Origin of the sequence: Limnoraphis robusta BA-68 BA1 (genome assembly GCF_034932365.1) — a bacterium.
In the GTDB taxonomy this organism is placed as follows: Bacteria; Cyanobacteriota; Cyanobacteriia; order Cyanobacteriales; family Microcoleaceae; genus Capilliphycus; species Capilliphycus robustus.
In genome coordinates this window covers 19,869-34,294 of the sequence record NZ_JAYGHR010000061.1, presented here as the reverse complement: position 1 = coordinate 34,294, position 14,426 = coordinate 19,869, and the positions used below count along the sequence as shown (strand labels likewise).

Below are 14,426 nucleotides of genomic sequence, written 5' to 3'. Positions count from 1 at the left end.
TCATTCATCAGGGAGTTTGGCGTTAGAGGACAATAAAATCTCAGCATCAGATGAAGGAAGCGGTTTAGAAAACAGATAACCTTGCCCATATTCACAGTTTAACTGTTTAAGTTGTAGCAATTGATCACGGGTTTCAATACCTTCTGCAATCACTTCCATGCCTAAACTCTGAGCAAGTGTTACAATCGCTTGAGTAATCGCTCTATTTTTGAAAGGAGAATTAGCACGAACAACAAAAGCCCGATCAATTTTCAGGGTATCAATCGGAAAACTATGTAAATAACTCAAAGAGGAATAACCCGTCCCAAAATCATCTAAACTGAGTTGAATATTACGAGATTTAATGTGTTTCAACGTTGTTTTAACCACTTGGGGATTATCCATCAACATACTTTCAGTAATTTCTAACTTGAGACAGTCACTTCTCAAACCCGTTTGACTGATAATATTATCAATTTTATCAACTAAATCCGGTTCGCGTAACTGACGCCCCGACAAATTGACACTCATGGTTAAATCACCCAAATGAGGGAACCGTTCATGCCAACTTTTCAGTTGTGAACAAGCCTGATACAGTACCCATTCCCCAATTTCTACAATCAGCCCGGTTTTCTCGGTAATCGGAATAAATTTAGCGGGAGAAATCCAACTTCCATCGGGATGTTGCCAGCGAATTAAGGCTTCAAAACCTGCAATTTTATCAGTTTTAAAAGAAACAATCGGTTGATAATACACCTGAAATTCTTGCCGTTCAATGGCTTGCCTTAAATCCGTTTCCAATTGCAGACGTTCAAGCATTTTTTGGTGCATCTGGCGATTAAAAATCGAATAGTTTCCTTGTCCTTTCTCCTTGGCTGAATACATGGCAATATCAGCGTCCCGTAACAATTCTTCTGGCTGTTGATAGTCAGCCGTGAGTAATGCAATCCCAATACTCGCATTTGTAAACACCTGATGGGTTCCTAAATTAAACGGTAAAGTGAGTTCCTGCTGAATCTTTTGAGCGACTGTAATCACTTCCTTAAATTCTCCGACTTCCGCGAGTAAAATCGTAAATTCATCGCCGCCAAAACGGGCTAAGATATCCGTCGCCCGCAAGCAATTCTTCAGGCGATCTGTGAGTGAAATTAGCAATTTATCTCCTATCGCGTGTCCGAGACTGTCATTAATATATTTAAAGTCATCTAAATCAATAAATAAAACGGCAAATAAAGAATTATTTTGCTTTTCAACGATGTGAATGGCTTGCTGCAAGCGTTCCATAAAAAAAGCTCGATTTGGCAAGTTGGTTAAAGTATCGTGATAGGCATTATGTCGCAGTTGTTCTTCTGCCAGTTTACGTTCAGTGATATCTTCGGAAATACAAAGCAAATATTCCGGCTCATGTTCCTCATCATAAAGCGGTATTTTAACGGTATGTAGAATCCGATCTCCTAAACTATGACTGTTAATCAGTTCTTCGGGAATATCTTGCATGACTCCCCAGCCAAACGCCTCTTGATCTTGTTGAATCATGCGTTTGGCTTGATCAGGTGGGAACAATTCATCTACGGTTTTACCAATGACTTGTTCTGTGGTTAATCCAAATAATTTTTCACAGGTTTCATTCCAAAACTTGAACGCCCCAAACGGTTCTGACTGAGCCTCTTTGACAAAAACCGCCACAGGTAAATGATCGATCATCGTTTGCAGAAAATTTCGAGTTTGTTGAACTTGTCGCATCGCTTGATAACGTTCCGTGACATCTCGCAAGGAAGCTAAAGTTGCAGGTTCTCCGTCCCAAAGAATCTCCACCACCTGCATTTCTGCCATAATTAATTTCCCTTCGGGATGTAAAATGGTGACTTCAGTGGCTCGATCAAATTCCCCATACAACGAACCAAACCAATACCCCAAAAGTTCTAAACGAGGACGACTAAACAGAGATTCCCCCGCCGGATTAACAAAACGAATAATACCATTGTGATCAACAACAATTAACGCATCGGATATCGCTGTAATAATCGTACTGAGGCGGTGTTGACTCTCTCGCAGATCCATCTCAGCTTGCTTGCGATCGCTAATATCACGTAAAATAATCGTTAAAAAGACTCCCTCAGCCAACTCGAACTGAGAGACTGAAGCTTCTGAGGGAAACTCCGTTCCATCTCGACGCCGAGCCATAATTTCTAGCGGTTTATTCACCGGACTCGTTCGATTATCTGCACAGTATTCTTGAATATAACCTCGATAAACGGAGCGCTCAACTGAGGGAATAATCATCTTTAAAGGTTGAGCGATCACTTCTGTTGCGGAGTATCCAAAGATTTGTTCAGCCCCTTGATTAAACAATTGAATCACATTTTGTTCATCGACGCAGATAATGGCATCTTGAGCAATGTCTAAAATCCCTCTTAAACGGGCTTCTGAAGCTTGTAAAGCCACTTCGGCTTGTTTGCGTGAGGTAATATCATTCTGCACCCCAATAAAATGAGTCAGCACTCCCTCATCGTTAAACACAGGGGAAATGTGCAGTTCGATCCAAATTTGTTGACCATCGACCCGGTAATTTTGTAAGATGACATTACATTCTTGGGCTTGTTTAATGGCTTGTCTCAACTGGGCGATCGCAGGCTGTTGACGATTTTCTTGTTGAAAAAACCGAGGGTTACAACCGATAATTTCTGAGGGGGAAAAGCCTGTAATTCGTTCAACGGCAGAATTCGCGTAAATGATCGGATTGTCAGGTTTTGTGGGATCGGTGATAATAATCCCATTGCTGGTGGAGTTGATCGCCCGTTCTAACAGATACAACTGTTCGGTGGACTCAGCTTGTTCAACGCCTGTTGCCAGAATATTGGCGATCGCTTGCAGGAAGTTGACATCATCTTGGTTAAACAGTCGTTTTGTGCGACTATGCGCTCCTAACACCCCAAAATTGCGATCTTTTAGGCGAATAATTGTACTCATCCCACTCACCACATGATGATCATGCAGCAAAGCAGGCCCATTAAATCGCGTTTCTGTGCGTAAGTCTTCGACTACCACAGGTTCACTTTGTAGTAAGGTATAACCCGCTTGCGAGTCATTTCCGCTTCCGACTGTGGCGGTTCCGACGAGTCCCTCTAACCAACCGACTCCCGCCCGTAACAACAAGGCTTGACCATCGGGTAATAATTCCAAGACTTTGGTATACTCAACTTCGAGAACTTCTGCCATCAGGGTAACGGCTTCCGCAAACAGTTGATTGAGTGAGGGTTGAGCCTGAGCATATTGACCCAACCCCGCAACGGCTGCTTGTTGATCAACTCGACTGCGGAGTAAGGCTTCAACTTGTTTTTGTTCGGTAACGTCACGAGCGACTGCATAGACTAAAGTTTCTTCTACAGAAGATGCCGCTTTCCACGATAAGCAGATGTAAGATCCATCCCGACATCGATAGCGGTTTTCAAAGTTTTGGGTGGGTTTTCCGGTTGATAAGTTCTCAAGTTCGGCTAAAGTCGCGGCTCGGTCTTCTGGATGTACAAATTCAATCAATGGTTTCGCTAAAAGTTCAGCTTGTGTGTAGCCGAGTGTTTTTTCAAAGTAAGGGTTAACCCGTTTGAAATAGCCATCTAAACCAGCAATACATAACAGATCAGGTGAGAGTAAAAACAGGCGATCTCGTTCTTGTTCAACTTTTTGATATTGACGGAGTGCAGCTTCTCTTAAGCGAATTTCTTCGAGTAATTTTTCATTGGTTTTTTGGAGTTTTTCGGTTTGTTCCTGGGACGTTTGAGCCAGAGCGGTAATTAGTCCAACCAACAGAGAAATTGCAATTCCACCCCCAAGTAAAATTTCGGAAAGGGAGGAATCTTCAGAGGGAAAGGGGATTAAACTTGCATTGAACTGCAATTCTTTAACTTTTTGATTGATATTCTGACTAATCTGTTGAGTCCAGGTTGTTTGATTAGAATCCGCAAATGTCCAAACAAAACCTTGAGTTGAATAAAAGCTTACATATTGATCAATTTTCTGTTTTTTTAAATCGCTTAAAAACTCATCTATACTTAAAACACCCACGATAAAGCCTTGGATTTTTTCCTGTTGATAATCAGGAATATAAACCAAAAATAATCTTTCTTTTGAAGTTAAATAAAAAATCGGTGTGACCATCACATCATCAGACTTTTTGAGCTTTTTCCGGGCAACTTCCTCCCACTGAGATACAACTACATTCAAATCTTCTGGAGAAAATTCCCAATTCACCTTAGATATAATTTGTTTATTTTGATTGTTGATGTCTGTCAAAATAATAGCCTGATAGCCATCTATACTGTTGATGAATGAAGTCGCTTTGACTTCTCTATCTTGGGGTAATTTTGGATTAAACATCCAGTATTTGCTGACTTGAATTAGCGTGATAATTCGAGCTTTAATCTTTTCTTGGAGTTCGATTTTTAGATGGCTTTCTGCTAATAGAATGTTTCGCTCGATTTCACTTTCTTGTTCTTGCTTCAAGTTTTGCCAGAATATTACAGTTACGCTGAAAACAAAACTGGCTGCTAACATCGAAGAAGCAATTTTTTTCCATAATTTTAATTGATTTAAGTCTGACATTTTAATTCCTCTAGCGTTTTGATCGATAAAAATTTTGGGGTGTGAGTTTTACTCACTCAATTATATAGAATCATACAGAGAATTACTAAGTTTGTTGACAAACTCTGTCTGGAACTCGGTTCGAGTTATAATTGTATTGATTAACTTTTTCAATCAATTGATTGGATTAGCAAGTTCAATGATTTTAAGAATAGGCTGTTAATAGAGTTTTAGGTATAAACTGTACATTGAACGGGTATTAATCCACTTCAAGATCGGGTTTGAAAAAATCGGGAATATTAATATAGTAACAGATTAATAGAGCCTGTCGAGAGTCTTAAGTCTTTGAATAGACTGGAGAGAACATAAGTTTCCCTAACTTTATCCTTCTCCTCCTCTTTCTTCTTCTTCTTTATTTCCTCCTGACTCCTGACTCCTCTGTCGTTTTGTGATTAAGATTTACAAAATAAAATAAAAAGATAGCTGTCTTAAACTGTTGAAATAAAAAGACATATTTATTCAGTGTTAAAGAGTCTTTTTACGGAATAATAATAAAAAACTAATTTTCCGTCCATTAACCTTGAATAACACGGAGAAACGTTTCAATTTTTTGTGCGTCTACGGCTTTAGAAAATAAATTTCCCTGACCATATTCACAGCCCAAAGCTTTGAGTTTATCTAACTGAAAAACCGTTTCAATCCCTTCAGCAATCGCCTTCAATTCCAAAGCCTGAGAAAGCCTGAGAATCCCTTTCACAATCGCCGTATTTTCCTGTGATGGCTTAATCCGACTTACAAAAGAACGATCAATTTTCAAATAATTAATTGGAAAACGATGTAAATAACTCAAAGACGAATAACCCGTGCCAAAATCATCCAAACTCAACTGAACATTTTTGGCTCTAATGTCTCGAAGAATTTTCAGAGCCGTTGACGAATTTTCAATCAATAGACTTTCAGTAATCTCCAACTTTAGACAATAACTCGGTAAACCCGTTTCGGCTAAAATCCGATCAATCTGCTGTAATAAATCCGGTTCTCGTAACTGTTTACCCGAAAGATTAACACTCACCGTCAGATGCTTTAAATGCGGAAATTGTTGACGCCAAACCTGCAATTGCATACAAGCTTCACGCATCACCCACTGACCAATTTCACAAATTAATCCCGTTTCTTCAGCCACCGGAATAAACCGAGCTGGAGAAATAAAACCCTTATAAGGATTCAGCCAACGAATCAACGCTTCAAACCCCATCACCTCACCCGTCACCAACGAGACAATCGGTTGATAATACACCTGAAACTCCTGAAATTCTAAGGCTCTTCGGAGTTGACTTTCAAGCTGCAACCGTTCAACCGCTTGTCGGTGCATAATCGTATCAAAAATCGCATAAGCTCCCTTTCCAATTTCCTTCGCCCGATACATCGCCAAGTCAGCATTTCGCAGTAATTCTTCCGGGCGATCGCAACTGGAACTACTCAAAGCAATCCCAATACTCGCATTAGTAAACACCTCAATCCCATTCAAATTAAACGGAAGAATCAATTGTTGATGAACATGACGCGCCACCTGAATCGCATCCGAGACACCGCCTATGTGTTCAAGTAAGATGGTAAATTCATCGCCTCCCAGTCGAGCCAGGGTATCTCCCGAACGCAAACAAGCTTCTAAGCGACGGGCGATCGCCATCAACAGTTGATCACCAATATGATGACCTAAACTATCATTAACGCGCTTAAAATTATCCAAATCCAAAAATAAAACCGCAAACTTTTCTTGAGGTGAATGTTTCACCCCTTCTATCGCCATCGCCAAGCGCTCCAAAAATAAAGCGCGGTTGGGTAAATTCGTCAAAATATCATAAAAAGCATGATAACGAAGCTGTTCTTCAGCTTGCTTGCGTTGGGTAATATCTTCACAAATACAGAGTAAATATTCTGTATGATGATGATGATCGCACAGAGGTACCTTCACCGTATGCAAAATCCGTCGCCCCAGCTTAGGCGTCTCCACCTGTTCTTCGGGGATATCCTGCACCGTTCCGGCTTTTAACACGGCTTGATCTTGTTGGTTCAAAAATTCGGCTTGTTCAGGCGAAAACAAATCATAAACCGTTTTTCCCAAAACCCGCTCTACACTCAGCCCGAACAGGTTTTCACAGGCGTTATTCCACAGACGAAACCGCCCAAACTCGCCCAGATGAACCTCTTTAACAAACACTGCTACAGGTAAATGATCAATCATCGTCTGTAGGAAGTTACGAGTTTGACGAACGTCCTCTTGAGCTTGATAACGTTCGGTGATATCGTTCTGAATCCCGATAAAATGGGTAAGATGTTTTTCTTCGTTAAAAACTGGAGCGATGTGTAGTTCATTCCAGAATAGACTGCTATCTTTGCGATAATTTTGTAAGACAACACGACAATCTTGAGCTTGCGAAACCGCACTTCGCAGTTGTTCGAGTTCAGATTTTTTTGTCTTTGGTCCCTGCAAAAAACGACAGTTACGACCCAAAACATCATCTATACTGTAGCCTGTAATTCGCTCAAAAGCCGCGTTAACATAGATAACGGGATTATCAGACTGTGTTGCATCGGTAATAATAATCCCGTTGCTGCTAGCATTAATCGCCCGTTCCATTAAATAAAGGCGTTCAGTGGACTGCTTACGAGCGATCGCCGTCGCAATGATATTCGCGAGTGCTTGTACAAAATGGATATCATCGCTGGAAAAGCTGCGTTGAGTGCGGCTATAAACGCTTAAAACGCCGTAGGGTTGATTTTCTTCCCCGATAATGACGCTCATTCCACTAATAATGCGGTGGTTGTGGAGTAATGGATCTCCGGTAAAACGAGTCTCGACGCGCAGATCTTCAACGACGACAGGCTGTTTCTGAGCGAGGGTATAGCCCGCGTGAGACTGAGAACCTGTGCTAATACAAGCTTTACCGATCAGTCCAGGCGACCAACCCATTCCGGCTTTCAACTGGAAAGCGTGACCATTGGGTAACAGTTCTAGGATTTTGACATACTGAAGGTTGAGCGTATCCGCAACCCGAGTGACAATTTCCGCCAATAATTGATCAAGGTTCGTTTGACTCAGAGCATATTGACCCAGCCTCGCAACGGTGGCTTGTTGTTCAATCCGCGATTGTAATTGTGCCAGAGATTGTTTATATTCAGTGATATCATGGGCGACGGCATACAATAAACCTTCTTGGACAAAGGGTGCTGATGTCCAGGATAACCAACGATAATCACCATCCTGACAACGATAGCGGTTTTCAAAGTTGAAAGATGGTTTTCCTTGGGCGATTTGTTCGAGTTCGGCAAGGGTTGCGGCTCGATCTTCTGGGTGGATAAATTCCCATATCGGAACAGACAAAAGTTCGGCTTCGTGATAACCCAGAGTTTTTTGAAAAGCGGGATTAATACGTTTAAAATACCCCTCAAAACTAACAATACAGAGTAGGTCTAAAGAAAGGCTAAAAAAGCGTTCACGTTCTTGGATGAAAGGCTGACATTCTGGCGGAACTCTCTGTGGGCAATCGATGTCTGATGGTGTTTGGGTTTGAATGACAAATATCAGGATTGTTGCGATCGCCGCCAATAGAATACCTATTCCTAATATTAAAGAACTCAAGTTCAATTCTACGGTTGGCGGAGTGATTCCATTTTGTTGGAAACTGCCTATTGATTGCCATAATATCAGTGTTGCAACCCAAATTACAGCACCTACCAGTATTGCTAGCCGTCTTTTACCCAGAATTTTCCTAGTTTTCAGAGGGTTTACAGGGAGATCATCTCTCACCTGACGTAAAATTTGCATTGTTATAAAGCTAATAATTAACCGACTAAACTCTTGATCTTTGCTGAGAGTAGATGCACGTTCGTTAGTATCGCTTTGTCGTTAAGAAGATGAGTTAATCGTTCTCAGTGGTTCTATATTATAGCTGTGATACAATAGACAAAGCTTCAGTTCTCCGTTTCCCGAGCTTGAGCGGAACTCATTTTCAGCTCCCGCAATTCCTGGGGTTGATCAAATCACCCTGAACTGACTAAAAGTTTTATTTTAGATGAAAACTGCTAAAAGTTCAGTCTGATATCGTACCCTGTTGACAGACTAAACGCCATCTCACTTGAGATAGATCTTGATAATATCTACCCTGAATGAGAAATCCCCCATCCAATGACAGGGGATTTTGAACCGATGCTGAGACAACAGCGATAAAACCTTGTATAATCTCAGGAAAACATCTGAGCAAAAAAGGCGATCGCTTCTTTCAACTCGGTGATAAACACATCAACTTCTTCACGAGTATTGTAGAAATAAAAGCTAGCTCGTGCCGATGAATTGACGTTCAAATATTGATGCAAAGGTTGAGTGCAGTGATTTCCCGAACGAATGGCGACACCTGCATCATTTAGGAGTGTTGATAAATCATTCGCATGAACTTCACCAACTGAAAAACTCGCTAAAGCGGCTCGCCCTGAACCATCAGCCTGGGGTTGTGGCCCGTAAATTTTTAGATCGGGAATTTCTCGCAATTTACTAAACAAATAAGCGGTTAATTCCTGTTCATAAGCATGAATATTATCCATGCCTATTCCGGTTAAATAATCCACCGCCGCACCCAGAGCGATCGCTTCTCCAATGGCTGGGGTTCCCGCTTCAAATTTATGCGGTAATTCCCCAAAGGTAAACCGATCTAAATACACCTGATCAATCATTTCTCCCCCACCCATAAAAGGCGGCATTTCCTTCAGGATTTCGCGCTTACCATACAAAAATCCAATCCCCGTCGGAGCGCACATTTTATGACCTGAACCGACTAACCAATCACAGTCTATGGCTTGCACATCTACAGGCATATGAGGCAAACTCTGGCAAGCATCAATCAACACTTTGGCGCCATTTTCGTGAGCGATTTTGCAAATCTCCTCAACGGGATTAATGCAGCCTAAAACGTTAGAAACATGAACCACCGAAACGAGTTTTGTCCGGGGAGAAATTAACCGTTTAAACTGTTCTAAATCAAACTCTTGAGTCGCGGTTAGTTCGACAAATTTTAACACCGCTCCCGAGCGTTGGGCAAGCATCTGCCAAGGGACTAAATTACTGTGATGTTCCATCACCGAAAGGATGATTTCATCCCCGGCTTTAACATTATTCAACCCCCAAGAATAAGCCACTAAATTAATCGCTTCACTGGCATTGCGGGTATAAACAATTTCTTGATAAGAAGCTGCATTCACAAAGTTAGCCACTTTTTGACGAGCCGCTTCATATTCATCGGTGGCTTTTGCACTTAACGCATGAATACCCCGATGAACATTTGAGTTGTAACCTTCGTAATAGTTTCGTAACGCATTAATGACGGCTTTGGGTTTTTGAGAAGTCGCAGCGTTATCGAGATAGACTAAGGGATGACCATTAACTTCTTGATGTAAAATCGGAAACTCTGAACGAACTTTATCGGCTAAGGTTTTTTCTTGAATTAGAGTCATTTTTTTGTTCCTTTTTTGGCTGATCCTTAAAAATTAAGGGACTAAATAGCAGAGAACAGGTTACAGGAATAGGGGCAATTCCTGCATTCCCCCTACAAACCTGCAACTGTTAAGTTAATTCGGTGCGACAAGCCACGCAACGACTCAGTATTTTTTGCAATGAGTCTAACGGTAACTTCTGCAAAATTTCAGACGCAAAAGCATCAATTAATAAATGACGACTGGTGCGATCATCTAAACCTCGACTCCGCAAATAGAAGATTTCATCATCTTCTAATTGACTGACCGTTGCACCATGAGAACATTTAACATCATCGGCGACAATTTCTAACTGGGGTTTAGTATTAATTCTCGCGTGAGAGGAGAGTAACAAATTTTGACTCAGTTGATTGGCATTCGTTAATTGTGCGGCTTGCGACACGACAACACGGCCATTAAACACCCCTCTGGCGCGATCATCTAGAATACATTTATGCAGTTGATTGTAGATACCGTGAGGATGATTAAATAGCGTTGAACTATGGGTATCGGCTAACTGTTCTTCTTTGATCAAAGTTAAGCCATTGAGTGTCGTTTCGGTTCCCTCTCCGGTTTGATCAACATCAAGAGTATGACGGGATAATTTAGCCCCTAAACTTACTGCATTTAGAGTATAACGACTGTTGCGGGCTTGAGAAATAGCACTTCGACCAATATGAAAGGCGATGGCGGCGTCGCGTTGGACTCTAGTATGTTTAACTTCGGCGTTTTCTTCAACCCAAATTTCCGTAACACTATTAACAAAATAGGGGTGATGGGTTGGCGTCGATGAACAGTCTTCTAAACTGGCATAATGTTCAATAAAGTTTAACGCACTGCCTGCTTCGGCGACTACTAACACCCGAGGTTGACTAAATCTTGGGGCTGACTCTGCGGTAGAAATCAAGAGTAAATGTAGAGGAGTTTCTACGACTTTATTTTTCGCAACCCAAATGATCGCAGCATCGGTTAAGGCGGCGGTATTTAGGGCGGTAAAAATCTCTGTGTTTCCGGGTGTTTTAGCGAGATAATTGTTAATTTTTTCGCTGAAAGATGCAGGTAAATTTCCTAAATTTCCGGCAAATATTCCCGGTTCTTCTGTCCAGGTTGATAAATCCGGGGCATATTCACCATCAACAAACACTAAACAGCTTTGTTTAGCTTCAGGTAAAATGAGCGGTAAAATGTATTCTCTCTCGAGTTTAACAGGTTTTGCGGCTTGAAAGTTCACTTTTAACAAAGACGACAAATCCGTAAACTGCCAATCTTCATCTTTTTTCGTAGGAATTGCCATTTCCCCCAGCCAAGTTGTTGCCTGATCTCGAATTTCTTTGAGATCAAAATTATGCTCACCAACAATTGACTTCTGCGCTAAACTTAACAACTGTTTCAAATAAGAAACTTCGGCTTTTTCTTTAACTTGTGTAACCATTACACCCCCACTGTTGCTGCTTCAATCACTTCATCGTAGCCTTTTTCTTCGAGTTCTAAGGCTAATTCTTTGCTTCCGGTTTTGATAATTTGTCCGGCTTGCATCACATGAACAAAATCCGGCACAATATAATCTAATAATCGTTGATAGTGGGTAATCACTAACATCGAATTATCAGCCGTTGCTAACTGATTCACCCCACCTGCAACAATTCTCAACGCATCAATATCTAAACCGGAATCTGTTTCATCCAAAATGGCTAACTTCGGTTCTAATAATGCCATTTGTAAGATTTCATTGCGTTTTTTCTCGCCCCCCGAAAAGCCTTCATTAACGCTTCTTTCGAGAAATTCTGGCTTCATTTTCACGACGTCTAATTTCTCGTGAATCAGATCATCAAAATCAAAGGCATCGAGTTCTTCGAGTCCCCGAGACTTTTGACGAGCGTTATAAGCCGCCCGTAGAAAATCTAAGTTACTCAAACCGGGAATTTCTAAGGGATATTGGAAGGCTAAAAATACACCCAATAACGCCCGTTCATTGGCTTCGAGTTCTAACAGATTTTGACCTAAAAATGTCACTTCTCCGCCTGTCACTTCATAAGCCGGATGACCCGCTAACACTTTAGAAAAGGTGCTTTTACCGGAACCATTTTGACCCATAATGGCGTGAATTTCTCCGGCTTTGATTTCTAGGTTTAAACCTTTTAAGATCTGATTTCCGTCAACATTTGCCGTTAAATTTTTGACAGACAGAATCACTTCACTATTGTCTTGAATCATGCTAAACCTCTCATTTGACCTGCAACAAATACTCAAAAAATTCAACAAAATTGAGTTCTATTTCTAATCAAGAAATTTTCTCCGGGCGAATGGGAATAATATAGTTTTTGTTCGCCCTCACCCAACATTCTCGACGCCCTTCTTGCTCAAACAACCGCACCCGCAACCAAGGCTGATTTTGGGAGGATTCCTCACCGAGTTCAGACACTCCTCGCTCCCTCCGCACGGCGTTAATTAGGGTTCCTGTGGGAAAGATAGCCCTGATCTCTTTACTCCCTTCACCTGGAGGAATATAACGCCGACAATTTAAGCCTTTGGGATCGCGATCAACCACCTGCCAAGACCCGTGATATTGTTGTCGGATGGGATAATTCCCCTTACTATCCGGCCAGCTTCCCTGATAGAAATTGGGTGCTTCTTGAGCGAAAACGGGTTTGATTCCCAACATTAACGTTATGCAAACACTCAACAACAAAGTGAGTAAATTCAGCCACATCTTGTATCCTGCTCCTCTGTTTGGGTTCGTTCAAACCCCGAAAATTAACCGACTGTTCCTTCGAGTTTCAGACTGAGTAACTTATCGGCTTCGGCGGCAAATTCCATCGGGAGTTTATTGAAGACATCCTTACAGAACCCACTAATAATCAGAGAAACCGCATCTTCGGGAGAAATTCCCCGTTGAGTTAAATAAAACAGTTGATCTTCTCCAATTTTTGAAGTCGAGGCTTCATGTTCAACTCTGGCGGTGTTATTTTCCACTTGAATATAGGGAAAAGTATTCGCTTGACCTCGATCTCCAATTAACATTGAATCACATTGGGAATAGTTACGAGCGCCGTTTGCTTTCGGCCCCATTTTCACCAAACCGCGATAACTATTAGAAGAATTTCCGGCAGAAATCCCTTTAGAAATAATCGTGCTACGGGTATTTTTCCCAATATGCACCATTTTGGTTCCGGTGTCGGCTTGTTGTTTGTTATTCGTGAGGGCAACGGAGTAAAATTCTCCCACAGAATTGTCTCCAATTAACACACAACTGGGATATTTCCAAGTGATGGCTGAACCGGTTTCCACTTGGGTCCAAGAAATCTTTGAATTAACGCCTTTACAGAGTCCGCGTTTGGTGACAAAGTTGTAAATTCCGCCTTTGCCGTTTTCGTCTCCAGCAAACCAGTTTTGAACGGTGGAATATTTGATTTCGGCGTTATCCAATGCCACTAATTCTACGACTGCGGCGTGTAACTGGTTGGTGTCAAACATCGGGGCGGTACAGCCTTCGAGATAGGTGACAGAACTGCCTTCTTCTGCGACAATTAACGTGCGTTCAAACTGGCCTGAGTCGCCGTTATTGATGCGGAAGTAGGTTGACAAGTCCATCGGGCATTTGACGCCTTTGGGGATGTACACGAAGGAACCATCGCTAAACACGGCGGAGTTGAGGGCGGCGAAGAAGTTATCCGCGACGGGAACAACGCTTCCGAGGTATTTTTCGATCAGTTCGGGATGTTCTTTGACGGCTTCGGAAATGGAACAGAAAATCACTCCGTCTTCGGCGAGTTTTTCTTTGAAGGTTGTCCCAATGGAAACGCTATCAAATACGGCATCAACGGCGACATTGGCTAAACGCTTCTGTTCTGAGAGGGGAATTCCCAATTTCTCGAAGGTGTCGAGTAACGTGGGGTCTACTTCGTCGAGGCTGCCTTTCTTTTCGTTTACTTTCGGCGCAGAATAGTAAACAATGTTTTGGTAATTGATGGCTGGATAGTGAATGTGCGGCCAAGTCGGTTCGCTCATTTTTATCCACTGTTGATAGGCTTTAAGCCGAAAGTTCAACATAAACTCCGGTTCGTTTTTCTTGGCGGAGATCAGACGCACGACGTCTTCATTGAGTCCAGCCGGGATAGAGTCGGACTCGATATCGGTGACGAAGCCGTACTTATAGGGCTGATTGACTAGGTTTTTAACTGAGGAAGTCATAGGCTTAGTTTGTTTAGTGTTCTTCTCAATAGTGGGTAATCGATTGCTGACTGATGGCAGATAGGTGAGGGAAGAGAGTTGTTCATGGCTTTGAGCCTTCTGTCCTCCGTCCCTGGGCTGCAAACTTAAACAACAGATTTGTTACTTAAGTC

General features: G+C 41.9%; 7 protein-coding genes. All 7 read right to left on the bottom strand.

Annotation, left to right across the window (positions count from 1 at the left end; genetic code table 11):
- Complete coding sequence (locus tag VB836_RS13550; protein WP_323219795.1) at nt 1–4,578, bottom strand: bifunctional diguanylate cyclase/phosphodiesterase; 4,578 nt, start codon at nt 4,576–4,578, stop codon at nt 1–3.
- A gap of 553 nt (nt 4,579–5,131) precedes the next feature.
- Complete coding sequence (locus VB836_RS13545; protein ID WP_323219794.1) at nt 5,132–8,386, bottom strand: EAL domain-containing protein; 3,255 nt, start codon at nt 8,384–8,386, stop codon at nt 5,132–5,134.
- A gap of 416 nt (nt 8,387–8,802) precedes the next feature.
- Nucleotides 8,803–10,065, bottom strand: a complete 1,263-nt coding sequence (locus VB836_RS13540) for a SufS family cysteine desulfurase (protein ID WP_323219793.1) — start codon at nt 10,063–10,065, stop codon at nt 8,803–8,805.
- A 109-nt stretch (nt 10,066–10,174) separates the two neighbouring features.
- Nucleotides 10,175–11,515, bottom strand: a complete 1,341-nt coding sequence (gene sufD, locus VB836_RS13535; RefSeq protein WP_323219792.1) for a Fe-S cluster assembly protein SufD — start codon at nt 11,513–11,515, stop codon at nt 10,175–10,177.
- Nucleotides 11,515–12,297, bottom strand: a complete 783-nt coding sequence (gene sufC / locus VB836_RS13530) for a Fe-S cluster assembly ATPase SufC (protein WP_323219790.1) — start codon at nt 12,295–12,297, stop codon at nt 11,515–11,517. The genes sufD and sufC overlap by 1 nt, the downstream gene beginning before the upstream one ends.
- A 67-nt stretch (nt 12,298–12,364) precedes the next feature.
- The gene (locus VB836_RS13525) at nt 12,365–12,793 is read right to left on the bottom strand and encodes a hypothetical protein (protein WP_323219789.1); all 429 of its coding nucleotides are present in this window, start codon (nt 12,791–12,793) and stop codon (nt 12,365–12,367) included.
- Between the two features lie 44 nt (nt 12,794–12,837).
- Nucleotides 12,838–14,274, bottom strand: coding sequence for a Fe-S cluster assembly protein SufB (gene sufB / locus VB836_RS13520; protein WP_323219788.1), 1,437 nt, complete (start codon nt 14,272–14,274; stop codon nt 12,838–12,840).
- Nucleotides 14,275–14,426 lie beyond the last annotated feature (152 nt).

What these genes read in the sequence shown, in the direction of transcription:
- sufB (WP_323219788.1), bottom strand. Translation starts at nt 14,274, where the DNA reads ATGACTTCCTCAGTTAAAAACCTAGTCAATCAGCCCTATAAGTACGGC.
- sufD (WP_323219792.1), bottom strand. Translation starts at nt 11,515, where the DNA reads ATGGTTACACAAGTTAAAGAAAAAGCCGAAGTTTCTTATTTGAAACAG.
- sufC (WP_323219790.1), bottom strand. Translation starts at nt 12,297, where the DNA reads ATGATTCAAGACAATAGTGAAGTGATTCTGTCTGTCAAAAATTTAACG.
- VB836_RS13550 (WP_323219795.1), bottom strand. Translation starts at nt 4,578, where the DNA reads ATGTCAGACTTAAATCAATTAAAATTATGGAAAAAAATTGCTTCTTCG.
- VB836_RS13525 (WP_323219789.1), bottom strand. Translation starts at nt 12,793, where the DNA reads ATGTGGCTGAATTTACTCACTTTGTTGTTGAGTGTTTGCATAACGTTA.
- VB836_RS13545 (WP_323219794.1), bottom strand. Translation starts at nt 8,386, where the DNA reads ATGCAAATTTTACGTCAGGTGAGAGATGATCTCCCTGTAAACCCTCTG.
- VB836_RS13540 (WP_323219793.1), bottom strand. Translation starts at nt 10,065, where the DNA reads ATGACTCTAATTCAAGAAAAAACCTTAGCCGATAAAGTTCGTTCAGAG.